General features: G+C 62.5%; 20 protein-coding genes and 3 tRNA genes. 10 read left to right on the top strand and 13 right to left on the bottom strand.

What is annotated here, in order from left to right; genetic code table 11:
• Position 1: 1 nt before the first annotated feature.
• From NDI72_RS01960 to dctP, 3 genes are read right to left on the bottom strand one after another with little or no spacing between them, the layout of a single operon-like run.
• Positions 2 to 1,330, bottom strand: coding sequence for a TRAP transporter large permease (locus NDI72_RS01960; RefSeq protein ID WP_206546730.1), 1,329 nt, complete (start codon positions 1,328 to 1,330; stop codon positions 2 to 4).
• Positions 1,330 to 1,926, bottom strand: a complete 597-nt coding sequence (locus tag NDI72_RS01955) for a TRAP transporter small permease (protein ID WP_206546731.1) — start codon at positions 1,924 to 1,926, stop codon at positions 1,330 to 1,332. Before NDI72_RS01955 ends, NDI72_RS01960 begins: the two co-directional genes overlap by 1 nt.
• Positions 1,923 to 2,912, bottom strand: a complete 990-nt coding sequence (gene dctP, locus NDI72_RS01950; protein ID WP_206546732.1) for a TRAP transporter substrate-binding protein DctP — start codon at positions 2,910 to 2,912, stop codon at positions 1,923 to 1,925. The genes NDI72_RS01955 and dctP overlap by 4 nt, the downstream gene beginning before the upstream one ends.
• Positions 2,913 to 3,079: 167 nt before the next feature.
• Between dctP and NDI72_RS01945 the strand changes: the two genes are divergently transcribed.
• Together NDI72_RS01945 and NDI72_RS01940 are read left to right on the top strand one after the other, a co-directional pair.
• Positions 3,080 to 3,757 carry a GntR family transcriptional regulator gene (locus NDI72_RS01945; RefSeq protein WP_283799383.1) on the top strand — a complete coding sequence of 226 codons (678 nt, stop codon included), beginning with the start codon at positions 3,080 to 3,082 and terminating at the stop codon, positions 3,755 to 3,757.
• A 303-nt stretch (positions 3,758 to 4,060) separates the two neighbouring features.
• Positions 4,061 to 4,137, top strand: a tRNA-Arg gene (locus NDI72_RS01940).
• Positions 4,138 to 4,227: 90 nt separating this feature from the next.
• Here NDI72_RS01940 and NDI72_RS01935 read toward each other — a convergent pair.
• Complete coding sequence (locus tag NDI72_RS01935; RefSeq protein ID WP_283799382.1) at positions 4,228 to 5,217, bottom strand: GlxA family transcriptional regulator; 990 nt, start codon at positions 5,215 to 5,217, stop codon at positions 4,228 to 4,230.
• A 91-nt stretch (positions 5,218 to 5,308) separates the two neighbouring features.
• Here NDI72_RS01935 and NDI72_RS01930 point away from each other — a divergent pair, with 91 nt between their 5' ends.
• Complete coding sequence (locus NDI72_RS01930) at positions 5,309 to 5,944, top strand: HD domain-containing protein (RefSeq protein WP_283799381.1); 636 nt, start codon at positions 5,309 to 5,311, stop codon at positions 5,942 to 5,944.
• Positions 5,945 to 6,028: 84 nt separating this feature from the next.
• Here the strand turns inward: NDI72_RS01930 and NDI72_RS01925 are convergent.
• The 3 genes from NDI72_RS01925 to NDI72_RS01915 form a co-directional block, all read right to left on the bottom strand.
• Positions 6,029 to 6,105: transfer RNA gene (locus NDI72_RS01925), tRNA-Arg, on the bottom strand.
• 18 nt (positions 6,106 to 6,123) lie between these two features.
• Complete coding sequence (locus NDI72_RS01920) at positions 6,124 to 6,429, bottom strand: ETC complex I subunit (RefSeq protein WP_113154809.1); 306 nt, start codon at positions 6,427 to 6,429, stop codon at positions 6,124 to 6,126.
• Positions 6,430 to 6,505: 76 nt separating this feature from the next.
• Positions 6,506 to 6,582 (bottom strand) — tRNA-Pro (locus NDI72_RS01915).
• 166 nt (positions 6,583 to 6,748) lie between these two features.
• On the opposite strand from NDI72_RS01915, the gene NDI72_RS01910 reads away from it, so the two are divergent.
• Positions 6,749 to 7,162, top strand: a complete 414-nt coding sequence (locus tag NDI72_RS01910) for a universal stress protein (protein ID WP_283799380.1) — start codon at positions 6,749 to 6,751, stop codon at positions 7,160 to 7,162.
• Positions 7,163 to 7,219: 57 nt separating this feature from the next.
• Here NDI72_RS01910 and NDI72_RS01905 read toward each other — a convergent pair whose 3' ends face one another.
• The 4 genes from NDI72_RS01905 to NDI72_RS01890 form a co-directional block, all read right to left on the bottom strand.
• A complete protein-coding gene (locus tag NDI72_RS01905; protein WP_113154748.1) occupies positions 7,220 to 7,435 on the bottom strand; it encodes a hypothetical protein in 216 nt (71 codons plus the stop codon).
• A gap of 153 nt (positions 7,436 to 7,588) precedes the next feature.
• Positions 7,589 to 8,266: a DnaA regulatory inactivator HdaA gene (hdaA, locus tag NDI72_RS01900; RefSeq protein ID WP_113154747.1), complete on the bottom strand. Its 678-nt coding sequence runs from the start codon at positions 8,264 to 8,266 to the stop codon at positions 7,589 to 7,591.
• Positions 8,267 to 8,277: 11 nt separating this feature from the next.
• Positions 8,278 to 9,438, bottom strand: a complete 1,161-nt coding sequence (locus tag NDI72_RS01895) for an AI-2E family transporter (RefSeq protein ID WP_328850064.1) — start codon at positions 9,436 to 9,438, stop codon at positions 8,278 to 8,280.
• Positions 9,404 to 9,961 carry a CDP-alcohol phosphatidyltransferase family protein gene (locus NDI72_RS01890; protein ID WP_113154745.1) on the bottom strand — a complete coding sequence of 186 codons (558 nt, stop codon included), beginning with the start codon at positions 9,959 to 9,961 and terminating at the stop codon, positions 9,404 to 9,406. Before NDI72_RS01890 ends, NDI72_RS01895 begins: the two co-directional genes overlap by 35 nt.
• A 205-nt stretch (positions 9,962 to 10,166) precedes the next feature.
• Between NDI72_RS01890 and purM the strand changes: the two genes are divergently transcribed.
• The 3 genes from purM to NDI72_RS01875 are packed head-to-tail and all read left to right on the top strand — an operon-like array spanning position 10,167 to position 12,338.
• Positions 10,167 to 11,234 carry a phosphoribosylformylglycinamidine cyclo-ligase gene (gene purM / locus NDI72_RS01885; RefSeq protein WP_113154744.1) on the top strand — a complete coding sequence of 356 codons (1,068 nt, stop codon included), beginning with the start codon at positions 10,167 to 10,169 and terminating at the stop codon, positions 11,232 to 11,234.
• Positions 11,231 to 11,905, top strand: a complete 675-nt coding sequence (gene purN, locus NDI72_RS01880; RefSeq protein WP_113154743.1) for a phosphoribosylglycinamide formyltransferase — start codon at positions 11,231 to 11,233, stop codon at positions 11,903 to 11,905. Before purM ends, purN begins: the two co-directional genes overlap by 4 nt.
• Before the next feature lie 10 nt (positions 11,906 to 11,915).
• Entirely contained in the window at positions 11,916 to 12,338 is a 423-nt protein-coding gene (locus NDI72_RS01875) for a DUF1801 domain-containing protein (RefSeq protein ID WP_283799379.1), read from the top strand.
• A 253-nt stretch (positions 12,339 to 12,591) separates the two neighbouring features.
• Here the strand turns inward: NDI72_RS01875 and NDI72_RS01870 are convergent, their stop codons facing one another.
• Complete coding sequence (locus tag NDI72_RS01870) at positions 12,592 to 14,694, bottom strand: molybdopterin-containing oxidoreductase family protein (RefSeq protein WP_283799378.1); 2,103 nt, start codon at positions 14,692 to 14,694, stop codon at positions 12,592 to 12,594.
• 84 nt (positions 14,695 to 14,778) lie between these two features.
• On the opposite strand from NDI72_RS01870, the gene NDI72_RS01865 reads away from it, so the two are divergent.
• The 3 genes from NDI72_RS01865 (at position 14,779) to NDI72_RS01855 (ending at position 16,841) form a co-directional block, all read left to right on the top strand.
• Positions 14,779 to 15,627 carry a 23S rRNA (adenine(2030)-N(6))-methyltransferase RlmJ gene (locus NDI72_RS01865; RefSeq protein ID WP_206993563.1) on the top strand — a complete coding sequence of 283 codons (849 nt, stop codon included), beginning with the start codon at positions 14,779 to 14,781 and terminating at the stop codon, positions 15,625 to 15,627.
• Between the two features lie 81 nt (positions 15,628 to 15,708).
• Positions 15,709 to 16,146 (top strand): hypothetical protein, encoded by a 438-nt coding sequence (locus NDI72_RS01860; RefSeq protein WP_283799377.1) that lies wholly within the window; start codon positions 15,709 to 15,711, stop codon positions 16,144 to 16,146.
• A gap of 23 nt (positions 16,147 to 16,169) precedes the next feature.
• Positions 16,170 to 16,841: a ribonuclease T2 family protein gene (locus NDI72_RS01855; RefSeq protein WP_283799376.1), complete on the top strand. Its 672-nt coding sequence runs from the start codon at positions 16,170 to 16,172 to the stop codon at positions 16,839 to 16,841.
• A gap of 66 nt (positions 16,842 to 16,907) precedes the next feature.
• Here NDI72_RS01855 and NDI72_RS01850 read toward each other — a convergent pair whose 3' ends face one another.
• Positions 16,908 to 17,579 (bottom strand): outer membrane protein, encoded by a 672-nt coding sequence (locus NDI72_RS01850; RefSeq protein WP_113154737.1) that lies wholly within the window; start codon positions 17,577 to 17,579, stop codon positions 16,908 to 16,910.
• Between the last annotated feature and the right edge of the window lie 11 nt (positions 17,580 to 17,590).

The following is a 17,590-nucleotide window of genomic DNA, read 5'->3' as shown; positions in this document are numbered from 1 at the left end:
GTTATCTCATCATCTGCGAAGGTAGGAAAAGGACGATCTCTGGAAACAGGGTGATCAGCAGCGTGCCGATGCCCAGGATCGCCAGGAAGGGCAGCGAACCCATCATGATCTCGCGCATGTCGACCTTGCGGGCGATGGCCTTGACCACGAAAAGATTGATGCCCAGAGGCGGTGTGATGCAACCCATCTCCATGTTCAGGGTCACGAAGACGCCGAACCAGACCGGGTCGAAACCGGCACTGAGCACGAAGGGCAGGAACATGGGCGCCACGATCACGACGATGGCAAAGGGCGGCAGGAAGCAGCCCAGAACCAGCATCACGCACCACAGGGCAAACAGCGTCACCCAGCGATTGTCGAACGCATCGACCAGCAGGCTGGTGATCGCGGAAACGACATCGTGGAAGGCGAGAAACTGCGAGAACGTGTAGGCGAAGGCGGCGATGATGAGGATCATCGACGTGTCCTGCACCGTCTTGAGCAACAGCTCGCGCCATACCGACCAGCTCGTGATCCGGTAGATCACCAGAACCAGGAGGATGGAGGCGGTGGCCCCCACGGCGGCGATTTCGGAAGGCGTGGCCCAGCCGCCATAGAGCGCCAGCATGATGCCGGCCATCAGCGCGAAGAACGGAACGACACGCCCAAAGCTGCCATTCCCGCCATTCGCCGCGCGCTCTGCGCCCAGTGCTTCGAATTCTGCACGCTGCCCGGGCGTCAGCCGCTTCAGGTGCCGCCACATGACGAACCAGGTGTAGAGCGAGAACAGCGCCACCAGCATCAGCCCCGGCAGAATGCCGGCGAGAAAGAGCTGACCAATGGATGTTTTCGTCACCACGCCATAAAGCAGAAGGACGATGGATGGCGGGATGAGGATGCCCAGCGTTCCGCCACCGACGACGATGCCGCAGGCGAGCCCCGGCGGATAGCGCCGCGCCAGCATTTCCGGCACGCCCGACGAGCCCATTGCCGCCACCGTGGCCGGTGACGACCCGGAAATGGCCGAGAACATGGCGCAGCCGGCAATGGTCGACATGCCAAGACCGCCTGGCACGGGCAGAAGCCTGCTCAGGGCGGAATAGATGTCCGCGCCGGCCGGACTGACCGCCACCACCGCGCCCATGAAGATGAACATGGGCAATGCCACCAGCTCGATGGAATCGAGCGACTGGAAGGCGGTTTCCGCGATGTAGAGCAGTTCGCGCGGCTCTCCCACCATAACGGAGGAAGCCACCATAGCGCCCAGCAGCGCATAGCCGATGGGCAGCCCTGCCAGAATGAGAAGAAGAAGAATGCCAACCGAGACGAAGGCAAGCGTGACCGGATCCATCAGTGATGCCCTCCCTGCGGCACATCAAGCCGCCCGCCGCACAGCCGGATCGTCAGATCCACTGCAAGCGACAGGACCAGAAGCGTTCCGCCGAGCGGGATCGCCAGATGCGGCACCCAGAGCGGCGGCCCCCACAGGGTTTCCGAGCGCCAGCCGGTTTCCCAGGAATGGAGAAACATGTTCCAGCCGGAATAGGTGACCAGCACGAAAAGACAGAGCGCCAGGAACTCAAGCAGGGCGGTGTGCGCCCGCGCGGCGCGACCCTTCAGATATCCGGCAAGAATCTGGACGCTGATCTGACCGCCGCTGCGATCGGTAAAGGCGGCCGACAGGAAGGCCGCATAGATCAGGAGGTAGACGCTGAATTCCAGCTCCCAGATCGTGTTGACGCCAAGCAGGCCGCGCGCAAACACGGCCCAGGTAATGACCACGGACGCCACCACGACGCCGACCGCCGACACCATGGCTGCGGCGGCCGACACGCGCTGCAGCACTGCACGCACCCTGAAAAGCAGCTTCAGGAACGGCGACTGCGCTGCGGGCGCCCCTTCGGGCGCACCGCCATAATCTGACTTTGCTTCATCGAGCGCGTTCATTGCCGCGGCTGGTCCACCGCCTTCAGAACGGCATCGCCATTGGGCACGCTTTCCCGGAAATAGGCCCAGGCGTGCTCACGCGCCGCATCATGCCACTGCGCCACCTGCTCTTCCGTGAGCTCGTGCACGCTGACACCGGCCTCCCGGAAGGCATCGGCAATCTGCCTGTTGTCCGCGATTGTCTGGTCGGCGAACCAGGCCTCGGATTCGGCAATCGCCTCAAGAAGGGCTGCGTAATGCGTCTCGCCGATCTTTTCTTCCACGCCCGGCGACAGAAGCACCGAATGCATCGCGCCCACAAAACCCGGCCCGACCATCAGGTGATCGATCACCTCCTGCAGATTGTACCCTTCAAAGGACGCATAGATCGTCAGCACCCCGCTCAGAACACCGGTCTGCAGCGACTGGTAGATTTCGGACGCGGGCAGCGATGTAATCGTCGCGCCATAGCCGTTCATCATGATCTCGGTGGCCTTGCCAAGTCCCCTCACCTTGTGGCCCTTCAGATCCTCGGGCAGGACGATCGCCTCGCCCTTGTTGCCAATCGTGCCCATGGCCCAGCCACCGCCGGCGAACACCAGACCTGCTTCCGACACTGCCTCCTCCAGCATCGGCCAGATCGCCCGCTCGCGCCACACCAGCCCGTCCTGCGGGGAAGCGACGAGGCCCGGAAGTGCGCCGATTTCCGCCATCGGCACTTTTCCCGAGAGCCAGGGCAGCGGGTAGATCGCCATATCGATCCGGTCGCGCGCCACGAAATCGGCCTGCGCCCGCGCCTTGCCGAGCTGCTGGTTGGGATAGACCTCAACCTTCACCTCGCCACCGGTCTTCTCGGCCACGATTTCGGCGATTCGATCGGCCCACAGATCGCGTGTGTCGCCATCGGTGTAGGAATGGCTGAGCCGCAGAACGGTTTCGGCCGACGCCGCCTCCACGGCGATGACCGAAGCGGCGCAGGCAAGCGCTGCCGCCATGAATCTGTTCATAAATCTCCTCCCGCCGGTTTCCCGGCTCTCGCTCCCATTTGAACACCAGATATTAAATCTGGTATACCAAAACGTAGTTTGGGGCGCTCCGGCTTGTCAATAGCCGGAAGAAGGGCCAAGAGATTCGAAACCGGGTATGGATGCGGGTGCAAGGTGGCGGGTGCAAGGTGACGGCAAGGCACAGGACTGTTTCCGACGACAAGCCGCTGGCCGAGGGGCTGGCGCGGCAACTTGAACAGGAAATCATCGACGGCGTTATCAGGCCGGGCGACGAGCTGGACGAGCGCCGGCTTGCGGAGCGTTTTGGCGTGTCGCGCACGCCGATCCGCGAAGCGCTGCGCAGGCTTGGCGTGGAGCGTCTGATCGAGCTTCGCCCGCGCCGCAGCGCCATCGTGCGCTCGCTGACGGCGCAGAACCTGGCGCAGATGTTCGAGGTTTTGTCCGGGCTCGAATCCTTCGCCGTCGAATGCGCGGCGCGGCGCATGAACCAGCAGCAGATCGAGCAGCTGCGCTCCATACACGAGGAAACGACGGCCATCGTGGATGCCGGCGACCGGGATGGTTTCGACCGGCTGAACTTCCAGTTCCACCAGGCGATCTATCGAGGCGCGGGCAATCCCTATCTGCTGGAGCAGCTGGAGGGGCTTCGCACCAAGCTCGCCCCCTACCGCCGCTGGCTTCTGCGCCGTCTCGACCGCATGCGCCAGTCGCATAACGAGCATGCGGTGATCCTTGAAGCAATCGAGGCCGGCGACGGCGCCCGCGCAGCCACCGAAATGCGCCGCCACATCTGCGACCCCGACCGGCTGGTTGACTTCATGATGATGGAACAGGCCGAGCGCTAGATCGCCACCGTCCGTTTGGGCGCGCCAAGGGTAAGTTGAACGATCAACCGGACACCGGAATGCCCGAAAACCGGCTTCCGTTTCTTGGTCAACGCTCAAACGCCCGAACAGGAATGCTGACACTGCTTCCTGCATCGAGGAAACGACTGTCGGTCAGCCCGTCCCACGCGGATTGAGAAAACCCACGCGCCCTGCCCCGACTTTTCAATCGGATTACCGGAACATTCATTTCATCGTTGATGCATGCGAATGCTTCGGCTATGAAAGCGACGCGCTGGCGCTTCGCCGCCTCCGCCACGGCCAGCACCCGTAGCTCAGCTGGATAGAGCGCTGCCCTCCGAAGGCAGAGGTCACAGGTTCGAATCCTGTCGGGTGCGCCATCTTTCATGGCATCTCCGGATAGTTTTTGCGGTTCGCAGTTCGCAGCGGCCGGGCTTCCCGAAACGCGCCCTTGGCCTAGGGTCAGGACCCTAGCCAAATCCTGGCGCCTCGTAACGCCGTCGATACTCCGCAGGGCTTATGCCCGCATGACGCTGGAACACGCGCCGAAAAGTGTCCACATTGCTGAAACCGCAGGCCGCAGCGACCTGCTTCGGGCGATCTCCGTCTTCCAGCATGCGCCGCGCAATGTCGACACGAACCGCCTCAACCCATGCCGCCGGGGTTTGGCCGATCTCGTGCTGGAAAAGACGGACAAAATGCCGGGGACTCAGGCCCGCACGACGCGCCAGGGTTCCGGTCCTGGCATCCTGTGCAGGGTTCGCCAGAACCCAACGCTGAACCTCCTGAAGCGCAGAGCGACCGGAAACGCTGCTTTCGCCTCGCCTGCTGAACTGAAGCTGACCGCCCGGTCGCTTGAAGAACATGACCAGCTGCGCGGCAACACGCTTCGCGACCTCGCTTCCAAGATCCTCCTCCACAAGCGCCAGCGCAAGATCAAGCCCCGCCGTCACGCCGGCGGCCGTCCTCACCCTGCCATCCCGCACATGCAGGGCATCAATCTCTACCGTGATTTCGGGAAATCGCCGCTCAAGCGTGGCAGCGACGGACCAGTGCGTGGTCACGCGCCTGCCCTCCAGCAGCCCGGTCTCGGCCAAAAGCAACGCGCCGCTGCACACCGAGCCGAACCGGCGACAGGCAGGCGCGCTGTGCCTGATCCAGTCGACCATCGCAGGGTCGGACGCCGTTTCCGCCATATGCGGCGCTCCGGCGACCAGCAATGTGTCAAAGCGGCTGCAGCGCTCGGTTTCGAAAACCATATCGGCCAGTATTCGAAGCCCGGAAGACGCCGAAATCGGCCCTGACACACCGGAGATCACGCTTGTTCTGTAGACCTCAGCGCCCGACTGGGCGTTGGCCTCGGCAAAGACATCCAGCGGACCGGCAACATCAAGCATCTGTACACCCGGGACAGCGAGGATGCCGATCGTCAGAGGTCGAGCCGGGTGTCTTGCAGGCATGTCAAATGTCCAGATTCGTCGTCTCACGACGATAGTAGACGAATCTAAGATTTTCTAGGCTCTCCCTGTCTTTGAAGGAGATCCATCAATCATGGCTATCAGCTCAGTAAAAATTCCGGACAGCAGCATGGCGCGCGAGGTTACGGAGATCGTCCGCGACACCGCGGGCGAACTCCTGTTCAACCATTCAAGCCGCGTCTATCTGTTCGGCGCGATGGCGGGCGAGCGTCGCGGCCTCATCTATGACGCCGAGCTGCTCTACACCGCCGCCATGTTCCACGACATGGGGCTGACCGAGCCGCATCGCAGCAAAACAGCCCGCTTCGAAGTCGACGGAGCAAATGCAGCCCGCGCCTTCCTGCAACGGCAGGGCATTTCGCAACACGATGTGGACACGGTCTGGACGGCGATTGCCCTGCACACCACACCCGGCATCCCTGAACACATGCATCCGGTCATCGCCCTGGTCACCACCGGCGTGGAGATGGATGTTCTGGGCATCGGCTATGAAGCCTATAGCGATGTGGAGCGGGAAACGATCGTCGGCGCTTTCCCGCGACCTGCGCACTTCAAGGAAGAGATCATTCAGGCCTTTTACGAAGGCATCAGGCACAAGCCGGAGACGACATTCGGCAATGTGAAGGCTGATGTTCTCGCGGACAAGGAACCCGGCTTCCATTGCGGAAATTTCTGCAGCATCATCCGCAACTCGCCATGGAAAGGCTAGTCTCTTGGGCCTGTCGGCCGGTGGATCAACTGCCAAGCCGCACCCTGCAGGGCCAGCGCCGGGGTCACTAAAAAACTGAAAATATGGCGATCCCGGCAGGATTCGAACCTGCGACCATCGGCTTAGAAGGCCGGTGCTCTATCCAACTGAGCTACGGGACCACGATGTGGAAGCAGAAATCAGTGCGTCCACGGGGTCTTGCGGTCATAGCGGAAATTGTCAGAGTAGGAAACCTGACGGCGCTTGGGCTGATGCGGTTCTTCCACACGGAAAGGAATGCCGTTACGCTCCGCATAGGCGACCGCCTCTTCCCGGCTCTCGAAAGTCAGGCGAACCTGGCTCTTCATGTCGGACGAAGAAGTGTAGCCCATCAGCGGATCGATCTTGCGCGGTACTGCCGGATCGAATTCGAGAACCCAACGGCCGGTTTTGGCCTTGCCGGACTGCATGGCCGTCTTGGCCGGGCTGAAAATGCGCGCAGACACGTCTTGAACCTCGTTCCCTGCAGGCGTCGAAACGCCGAAACAAGCAACATGCCACACGGGGCAGCATGCGAAAAGATGGTCGGAGCGGCAGGATTCGAACCTGCGACCCTCTGGTCCCAAACCAGATGCGCTACCAGGCTGCGCTACGCTCCGAACGTTCGGCTTCATTAGGGTCTGCAGATATCGAAAGCAAGGGGGTGCAGCGCAAAATCGATAATTTGCCTCAGGTCAATGCGCCCTGCCCCCGAACTGTCAGGGTTCAGACATTCGAAGTGTTGGAGAAACCGGGCGTCTTGCCCTGAAACGAGGAGGAAAATCGATGTTCAAGAGAATCATGGTTCCCGTCGACCTCGCACATGCCGACAAGCTGGACAAAGCGCTTGATGCCGCATCCGGCCTCGCAAAACTCTACGGCGCGTCGCTGTACTATGTGGGTGTGACGACCGCGCTGCCCAGCTCGGTGGCCCATGGCGAAGCGGATTTCGCGGCCAAGCTCACCCAATTTGCAGAAGCCCGCAGCAATGACGATGGCGTTGGCATAGAGGTCAAGACAGCGGTTAGCCACGATCCCGTGCGCGATCTCGATGACGTTCTGGGGCGCACCGTGGGAGAAATTGGCGCCGACCTTGTCGTGATGGCGTCGCACGTGCCGACATTTGCAGATCACATATTCGCGTCAAACGCCGGTTATCTTGCCTCCCACACGCCGGTTTCGGTCTTTATCGTGCGCTGAGCCTCTGTAGAGCGGGCAGCTCCGGAGCAAGCCCCGGGGCCGCCCGCGCGCAGTTCATCATTCGGCAGGCTTGGGCGTCTCGATGGTCACCTTTTCGGGCACATCGATGTTGATGCCGCCATTTCCGCCGCCGCCGATAAAGCCGCCGAAGAAGAGGAAACCGCCCAGAATCAGCGCCACGATCAGGCCACCGGCGATAAACCAGCCTGCCCCGCCGCCACCGCCGCCTCCGGTGGTCACAACGGTCGTGCGTTCTTTCTGTTCATGGTCCATCTGGCGCTCCTTCGCGTGTTGGTTCGCTTCGGGGAAACAAACCGACAGAGACGCAAATGGTTCCGACGCCTGCTGTGCGGCGCGCAAAGCCATTGATGGAACAGCGCTGTCACCAGGAGGCCGATTTTCACGTGGGGCGCAAATGGTCCGGCTTCAGGAAGCCTTTGCCTCAAGCGCGTTGATCACCTCGGCTGCCAGCGGCCTTGTGATGCGCGTCTTGCGCTCCAGTGCGGCGCGGTCGATGGCGTCGACGGCGCTGATCGCGCTCGAAAGCGAGCGCTCGATGCGGCGCACCAGAAACTGCACCACATGCGGCTCCACATCCACCTGCCGGTCGGCGAAAAGCTTGGTGATGACGCCGGCAAGCAGCATGTCGTCGGGCTCGTCGATCTCGACGGTCGCCGCCGCCTTGAGACGCGACAGAAGATCCGGCAGCTTCACGCCCCACGCACCAGGAAAGCTGCGCGCGGTGAGAAGCATGGGCTGTCCGCCGGCGCGCGCCGCATTGATCAGGTGAAAAAGACCGTTCTCGTCCACCGGGCCACGATCGGCGTTGTCGATCAGGATCGGCCGCTCCCCGGCCAGCTCGATGGCCTCCGCGCCAATGCCATCGGACGCGATGACGGCGGCATCCGCTTCCTCGCACCAGATGGCCGCCAGATGCGATTTTCCGCTGCCGGCGGGGCCTGCAAGGATCACCACCGGCGCGGGCCAGGACGGCCAGTTCTCGATCAGCGCCGCCGCGCGCGCATTGGCGGGCGTCACCACGAGATCATCGCGTGTCAGCGCTTCTCCGGAAGGCAGGTCTAGCGGAAGCTGGCGGGAAGGCATTTCTTGTCGTCCTAGGATTCGGGCGTATTGCCCGGCTTCTGATGCCCGCTATAGAGCGGCGAAGCGAGATATTGCTTGATCGCAAAACGCACGAGCACGGCCACCGCCGCAGCCGCAGGAACGGCGATCAGAAGGCCTGCAAAGCCGAACAGATAACCAAAGGCGAACAGCGCGAACATCAGCCAGACAGGATGCAGGCCCACGCTCTTGCCCACCAGTTTGGGCTGCAGGATGTTGCCTTCGAGAAACTGGCCGGAGAAGAAGATCGCGGCCACCGCCAGCACCCACCACCATTCCGGCCAGAACTGCACCACGGCAATGCCGATGGACAGGCCGAAGCCGACCAGCGAGCCGACATAGGGAATGAAGCTGATAAGGCCGGCGAACAGACCGATCAGCAGGCCGAAATTGAGCCCGACCAGCGAAAGGCCGACCGCATAGAAGACGCCGAGGATAAGGCACAGCGTGCCCTGCCCGCGCACGAACCCTGCCGTCGCCACATTGATGTCGCGGGCGATCTGGCGCACCGTCTCCACATGGTCGCGCGGCACCCAGCTGTCCACCTTTTCCACCATGCGGTCCCAGTCGAGCAGCATGTAGAAGGCAACCACCGGCGTGACCACGAAAAGGCTCGCCACGTTGACGATGGCGACACCCGAACTCCATACGGATTTGAACAGTGTGCCCAGGAAGCTTGTGCCCTGCGCCAGGATGGAGGTCAGGTTTTCGCGCAGCGCTTCCGTCTCGCCGTTCAGCAGGCTGTCGACCCATTTCGGCTCCAGCCGGATCATCAGCTCATGAAGGCGTGTGAGATATTCCGGCAGGCGGCTGGCGAAATCCGCAAGCTGCTTGCCAAGCACCGGCACCACAATCATCAGCCCGACCGCCAAAACGACCACGAAGCCGATCAGGATCACCACCGTGGCCGAGGTGCGCGACAGGCCCATGCGCTCCAGCCGGTCGGCGACCGGGTCCAGAAAATAGGCCAGAACCATGCCGGCGAGGAAAGGCAGCAGGATCGAGCTGAACACGTAGAGGAACAGCACAAGCGCCAGCGCCGCCAACAGCCAGAAGGCAATGTTGCGTATCAATGGCGGGCGTTGGGGCGAGCGGGCGACCGCAGGCCCAGCGTTGCTGTCAGTGTCCTTCGGCGTCACTTTCTGCGTATCCACTCATGTGCTTGATCCAGGCGATGAGATAGGCCGCTCCGGAAGCCACGGTCAAGAGGCCGGTGGCCACGATCAGCCACAGTCGCACGGCACCGGAACTATATCCAAAGGCAAGTTCGGCCAGCACGAGAAGCGCCAGCAATATCTGCGCCAGCGTGTTGGCCTTGGAGACGAACAGCGGCTTCATGGCCACGGGATGCCCCATCACATTGGCCAACAGCACGCCGCCAATGATGAGCGCATCGCGCGACACCACGGCGATCACCAGCCACAGGGGCAGTTCCATCATGTAGCCCAGCACGACAAAGACGCTGACCAGCAGCAGCTTGTCGGCAATCGGGTCCAGATAAGCACCCAGTTCCGTGCGCTGGTTGAAATGGCGCGCAATGAAACCGTCCACGCCATCGGAAATGCCGGCGATCAGGAACCCGGCAAACGCCCAGCCATTGTCACCGGTCAGAAGCGCAAACACCACGCCCGGCACCAGAATAAAGCGCATCAATGTTATGACGTTGGGTATCGTCATGGTTCCTACTCCAGCCTCGCGCCCGTCTCGCGCCTCCTATCGGACCATTGCGGCCAGACCACTTTTCGGCGCACACTTATCGCAGGCTTTCTCAGATTGTGGGAGAGCCCCGCGCTTTCAATAGGCCGGCTTGTTGATATCTCGCGCCTTGCGGAAGCGCCGCCTTCATGCAAGAAGCCCAGAAAAACGCGGCGGCGAGAACGATATGGCTCAGGAACCCAAGAACGGCCTTACCTACGCGGATGCGGGCGTCGACATCGATGCGGGCAGCCGGCTGGTGGACAAGATCAAGCCCATGGTGCGCGCGACGCGCCGTCCGGGCGCTGACAGCGAGATCGGCGGCTTTGGCGGCCTGTTCGACCTCAAGGCGGCGGGCTTCACCGACCCGGTGCTGGTGGCTGCCAATGATGGCGTCGGCACCAAGCTCAAGATTGCCATCGAAGCGGACAAGCACGATACGGTCGGCATCGACCTTGTGGCCATGTGCGTGAACGATCTGGTCGTTCAGGGCGCAGAACCCCTCTTCTTCCTCGACTATTTCGCCACCGGCAAGCTCGATCCCGATCAGGGCGCGGCCATCGTTTCGGGCATTGCGGAAGGCTGCAAGCAGGCCGGCTGTGCGCTGATCGGCGGTGAAACGGCGGAAATGCCCGGCATGTATCACGGTGATGATTACGATCTCGCCGGCTTCGCCGTGGGCGCGGCCGAGCGTGGCAGGCTTCTGCCCACCGGCGACATTGCCGAGGGCGACGTTCTGCTCGGCCTCGCCTCCTCCGGCGTCCATTCCAACGGTTTCTCGCTTGTGCGCCGCATCGTTTCCGACGCCGGGCTCGAATGGAGCGACAAGGCCCCCTTCGCCCCCGGTCAGACGCTCGGCGAGGCGCTGCTGGAGCCGACGCGCATCTACGTCAAATCCCTGCTCGCGACGCTGAAAGCCGCCTGGGGCATCAAGGCGCTTGCCCATATCACCGGTGGCGGATTCCCTGAAAACCTGCCGCGCGTTCTGCCTGATCATCTGGCAGCGGAGATCGACCTCGATGCGATCGACGTGCCGCCGGTCTTCTCCTGGCTTGCCGGGACGGGCGGCGTTGCCGAGCGCGAGATGCTTTCCACCTTCAACTGCGGCATCGGCATGGTTGTTGCCGTGGCTGCCGATGAGGCCGCCCAGATCGCAGCCCTGCTTCAGGAAGCGGGCGAGAGCGTCACCATGCTCGGCCAGATCGTGCCGCGTCAGGCAGCCGGCGTCACCTATCGCGGTGAACTCGACCTATGACCAGGCGCGCGCGCAAACGGGTTGCGATCCTCATCTCCGGCCGTGGTTCGAACATGGCGGCGCTGGTTGCCGCTGCCATCGACCCTGCCTTTCCAGCCGAGATCGTTGGTGTCATCTCCAACCGCGCCGATGCGCGCGGCCTGGAGATCGCCGAGACCCACAGCATCCCCACCAGGGTTGTGCCTTCGCGCGAGTATGACGGTCGTGCAGCGCATGACGCGGCAATCCACGAGGCGCTGACCGAACTGAAGGCCGAAATCGTCTGCCTTGCCGGTTACATGCGCCTTCTGACACCGGAATTCGTTCAGAAGTGGAAAGGCCGGATGATCAACATCCACCCGGCCCTTCTGCCCAGTTTCCGCGGGCTCGACACCCATGCCCGCGCGCTGGCAAATGGCGTGCGCGTTCATGGCTGCACCGTTCATTTCGTCACGCCGGAAATGGATGAGGGACCGATCATCGCGCAGGCAGCCGTGCCGGTTCTGAGCAACGACACCGAGGAAACGCTGGGCGCGCGCGTGCTCAAGGTGGAGCACCGTCTCTATCCGCTGGCGCTTCGCTACCTCGTTGAAGGCAAGGTGCGCATGTCCGGCGGCGCAGCCGTATTCTCCGGCGTCGACGAGGAACGCGGCGATCTCGCCATCGTTTCACCCGGCCAGCGCCGGGACTAAGGGCGGCAGGTTGAGCGCAACCGAGCCTCCCTTCCCTTCGCCTGCCATCGCGGCTGCCTTTGCAGCCTTTCCCGATGCCGTTCGGCCGCAATTGCTTCGCGTCCGTGAACTGATCTTCGAGACGGCCCGCCGCACCGCAGGCATTGGCCGGATCGAGGAAACGCTGAAATGGGGCCAGCCCGCCTATCTGACGCCGGAGTCCAGGTCCGGCAGCACGATCCGGCTGGGCATTCCCAAATCTCCGTCAGATGGCTGGGCGCTTTTCGTCCACTGCCAGACATCGCTCATCCGGCAATTCCGCGAGCACTATCCCGACCGCTTCACTTTCGAAGGCAACCGCGCACTGCTATTCCGGCCTGACGAAGTGATTCCGGAAGACGCCCTAAGCCATTGTCTTGCCTTGGCATTGACCTATCACCAGAAGCGCTCCTGACGTTCAAGCTGTGCGTGGTTCGACAGGCTCACCATGAGGGTGGCCGTGGCTGGCGAGAAGCCCTGAACAAAGGCACTGCGCCGCGTTTGACGACCAACGCCCTCCCTCATGGTGAGCCTGTCGAACCACGCACCGCGTTAATGCAATGCGGTGTCATGCATCGTCGCGTCTGGGCAGGCGCTGCCACCCAGAAACACGGACGAAGCCAGTGCATTGAGCGGCTTCGTCCTTTCTGACAGGTCTGAAAAACGCTTCAGACGGCCCGCACCCAGACCTTCGTGTCATGGAACGCGGCGCCGCCGTAAGGTGCGATGGAATCGGCTCCCGTCAGCACGTTGATGCCCTCACCGCGTTCATGAGCGGTGTTCGGCCAGATGCCTTCGGCGATCACCACGCCGCGCCGGACGCCATCAAACAGCTTGACGTGAAGCACAACCTCGCCGCGCTGATTGCCGATTTCCACACGGTCTCCGACAGAAAGCCCAAGCCCGGCAGCGTCGTCGGGATGCAGCATCAGTTCCGGGCGTCCTTCCCGTTTGATCGAGCCCGGCGTCTCCGTAAAGCTCGAATTCAGGAAGGTGCGCGCGGGCGAGGTGGCGAGCCTGAAGGGATGCCCGGGATCGGCCGTCTCAATGAAATCCATATGGTCAGGGAATTCCGGCATACGCTGATGCGGCCCCTGCAATCCGATGGATGCGGGTGGACGATTGGGCGCGGGCGTGCCGGTCCAGTCCGGGCGGAAACGGAACTTGCCATCCGGATGACCGAACCCGTTGACGAAATGCGCCGTGTCGAAATCCGGCTGCACATCGGCCCAGCGCTCTTGCTTGAGACTGTCGAAATCACCGAGGCCACGGCGCTCCAGCATCCAGTCCACATGCGCACGCGCGGAGAGCCCGAAGCCGGGCTGATCGGCAACGCCGAGGCGTTTTGCCAGTTCTTCGATGACAAAGATGTTCTCGCGCGCCTCGCCCGGCGCATCCACCAGTTTGGGGCCGAGCACGATGTGCTGGTGGCCGCCGCCGCGATAAATGTCGTCATGCTCCAGGAACATGGTGGCCGGCAGAACCACATCGGCAAGCTTCGCCGTGTCGGTCATGAATTGCTCGTGCACACAGGTGAAGAGATCTTCGCGCAGGAAGCCCTCTTTCACCAGCCGTTGCTCCGGCGCGATGTTGGCCGGATTGGTGTTCTGGATCAGAAGCGCGGTGACCGGCGGGCCGCCACGCAGCGCCTCTTCATCATTGGTGAGAATGCGGCCGATCTGCGATTGATCGAGCGAGCGGATCGCGGGATCGCGCAGCGCCTCGCCCTCGATCAGCGACTTGTCCAGCCGAAAGATCGATGAATTGGAGTGAAACGCGCCACCACCCTCATATTGCCAGCAGCCGGTGACGGCGGCGACAGACAGGGCAGCGTGCATGTTCACCACGCCGTTGCGATTGCGCGTAAAGCCGTAGCCGAGGCGGAAGAAGGTGCGCTTCGTCTCGCCCACCAGCCGTGCGAAGGTCTCGATTTCCGCCACCGAAAGGCCGGTGATGGCGGACGCCCATTCGGGCGTGCGCGTTGCAAGATGCGCTTCGAGCCCGGCGGGGTCATCCGTGTATTTTGCGAGAAATGCCCGGTCCGCCAGCCCTTCACGGAAGAGAACATGCATCGTCGCGCAGGCCAGCGCGGCGTCCGTTCCCGGCTTAAGGACGAGGCCGATATCCGCCTGTTTCATGGTGGCGTTGTCGTAGACGTCGATCACCACGATCTTCGCGCCGCGCTCCTTGCGCGCGCGGATCGCGTGCGTCATCACATTGACCTGTGTGGCAACCGCGTTGGTGCCCCAGATCACCACGCAGTCGGATTTGGCCATCTCGCGCGGATCGGGACCACGCAGATCGCCCGCTCCCATAACGAAACCCGTCCATGCCGCATTGGTGCAGACCGTGCCGAAAAAGCCCGAATAGCGCTTGGCGTGGCGCAGCCTGGCGATGGAATCGCGCTGCACGAGCCCCATCGTGCCGGCATAGTAGTAAGGCCAGATGGCCTCGCTGCCATGCTTTTCCTCGGCCTTAAGGAAGGCTTCCGCCACCAGATCGAGCGCGGCGTCCCAGCTCGCTTCTTTCCAGTTGCCCTCACCCTTCGCGCCCGAACGAACCCGCGGCTTCAAAAGCCGGTCCGGGTGATGGATACGCTCCGAATAGCGCGCCACCTTGGCGCAGATCACGCCGGCGGTGTAGCTATTGTCCTTCGCGCCATAAACGCGACCGATGCGACCGTCCTTCACCTCAACGTCGAGCGCACAGGTCGAGGGGCAGTCATGCGGGCAGGCCGAATGTCCGATATGGATGTTTGCGTGTGTGTTCATGGCGGGGACACTAGCGATTTTCTCTGCACACGCGTAGAGCCAGTTTTCAGAAAATCAGGTGCAAACGCCACCGAAGCGGGAAACATGAACTATCGTCACGTCTATCACGCCGGAAACTTTGCGGATGTGGTCAAACACGCAGTGCTGGCGCGCATCGTCGAATATCTGAAGCGCAAGGACAAAGCCTTTCGCGTCATCGACACCCATGCCGGCATCGGCCTCTATGATCTTTCTTCCGAAGAGGCGCAGAAGACGGGTGAATGGCAGGGCGGCATCGGACGGCTGATGGAGGCTTCGCTCGACGCTGAAACCGCCAGCCTTTTGAATCCCTTGCTCGATGCCGTTCACGCAGTGAATCAGGAAGGCGGCATCCAGCGCTATCCGGGCTCGCCCCGCGTCACACGCCACCTCCTGCGCAAACAGGACCGCCTGACCGCCGTCGAGCTGCACCCGCAGGACGCCGCCCGTCTGAAAGAGGAATTCGCCGGCGATTTCCAGACACGCGTGATCGAGCTAGACGGCTGGCTGGCGCTCGGCGCGCATCTGCCGCCGAAGGAAAAGCGTGGACTGGTCCTCATCGACCCGCCCTTCGAGCAGGAAGGCGAGTTCACACGCATCGCGGCCAGGCTTCAGAAAGCACATGCGCGTTGGCCGGGCGGCATCTATGCCATCTGGTACCCGATCAAGGACCACAGGGCGGTCGACGCCTTCCGCAAGACGCTTGCCGACAGCGGCATCGCCGATGTGATCGACATCCGGCTGGAGCTGCGCGCGCCCTCATCCGAACCGCGCCTCGACGGCACGGGAATGATCATCGTCAACCCGCCCTTCGTGCTGCAGAAGGAAATGGAAACCATCCTGCCGCCGCTTGCCCGTATACTCGGCGACAATGGCAAGGGACGCTGGAGCATCGAAAGGCTGGCGGCAGAATGACCCGCCCGTGCTTGACCCCGAAGACGGGCTGGCGCAAAACTCTACGCATTACACGGTAACACTCATCCGGGAGACAGTCTCATGGCGCGCTTCAAGGCTCTGACAGCCAGCCTCGCCGCAATTTTCGCCACCGCATTCATTCCAATGCAGGCGCAAGCGGCCGATCCGGTTGGCGCCTATGGCGCGACCGGTGATGTCTGCGCGGATGCAGGCGTCCAGTCGACGATCCAGAAGCGTTTTCGCTATCAGGTCACCCACGTACCGAATCTGCCGAATGTCGACATCGTCGATTTCCACGGCGCCTATCAGACCCGCTACAACCCGTCTTCGGCAGACAGCCCCATCGAGCGGCGCTATTGCCGTGCGACGGCACGCCTCTCCGACGGACGCGACCGCGCCATCTGGTATCTGGTCGAATACGGTCAGGGCTTTGCCGGCCTCGGCAACAATGTGGAGTTTTGCGTTTCCGGCTTCGACCGCTGGAACGTCTATGACGGCGGCTGCCGCGTTCTGCGATAGGCAATTCAGTTCCGGGGCAATCCATGCGCATTGGCAAACGGCTGCGGGCCGCAGCTTTCGCCTGTCTGATTCTGTCAGGGGCTGCGCCGGCGCTTGCCGGCGAGCGCGGCGCGCCGACTGGGGTGTTCGACTTCTACGTATTGTCTCTGAGCTGGTCGCCCAGCTACTGCGCCGCTGAAGGCGCAGACGCGAACCGGCAGCAATGCGGGCGCGAACGTCCCTATGCCTTCGTTGTCCACGGTCTGTGGCCGCAATATGAGGATGGCTATCCGGAGTATTGCCGCTCCAAACGCCCGCAGCGCGTGCCCAACGCGCTGGTAGACCGCTATCGCGACATCATGCCATCCGCCGGCCTGATGGGGCACCAGTGGCGCAAGCACGGCATGTGCACGGGCGTTGCGCAGGAAGACTATTTCGCCCTCACCCGCAAGGCGCGTGAGCGCGTAGAGACGCCGCCCGCACTCAGAAACCTGGAAAAACCGGTGATGGTCTCGCCTGAGGCCGTGGAGGAGGCTTTCCTTGCCGCCAATCCGGGACTGGAGAAGGATGCGATCGCGGTCACCTGCGACAGGCGCTATCTGCGCGAGGTGCGCATCTGCATGACGAAGGACATGGAATTCCGCGCCTGCGAAGCGGTGGACCGCAAGGACTGCCGCAGCAAACGCGTTCTCCTGCCCCCGGCCCGCGGCAGATAAAGAAGCGGCGGATAAAGAAAAAGCCGGGCGCATGGCCCGGCTTTTCCCGATTGCTCTTCAGTTCGATTAGAACTGCATACCAAGGCCGAACATGACCTTGTTGGAGCTGTCGCTGACGTCCTGTGCACCGCTGCCGGTGTTGAACGTCTCGCTGCCGAACTTCGTGTAGCGATACTCGACGCGACCGAAGACGCGCTCGGTCAGCTTGGCGTCGACACCTGCGCCGGCCGTCCAGCCGAGCATGGTGTTGGTGTCGGAACCGGCTGCATCGGAAACCTTCAGGCGCTCTGCAGCACCACCTGCCGTACCGTAGATCAGGATGTTGTCGGTCGCGGCAACACCAAGACGTGCGCGCAGCGTACCGTCGACGCCACCCTTGGATTCGACACCGGCATTGGTGCCCTTCATGCCGTTGTAACCGACATCACCTTCGACACCGTAGACAAAGCTACCGGACTGGAAGTTCCAACCGGCAAAGCCGTTGCCGACGAAGCCATCGGTGCCGATGTCGTTGCCGACGACCGGCTGGTTGGCGGAGGTTTCGCCAGAGAAGCCGTAGCCGAGTGCGATACCGGCGTAGCCGCCTTCCCAATTGTTGATCGGGGTGGAGATCACCGGCGCTGCGGGCGGTGCCGGCGGCTGCTCGATGACCGCATCGGCTGCATTGGCAACGCCTGCGACTGCGACAAAACCAACGGCTGCGGCCGTCGACAGAATGACGTTCTTATGGGCTTTCATGGTCCATACTC

Source organism: Nitratireductor sp. GZWM139 (assembly GCF_030068685.1).
Taxonomy (GTDB): Bacteria; Pseudomonadota; Alphaproteobacteria; order Rhizobiales; family Rhizobiaceae; genus Nitratireductor; species Nitratireductor aquimarinus.
This window is presented reverse-complemented; position numbering and strand designations above follow the sequence as displayed.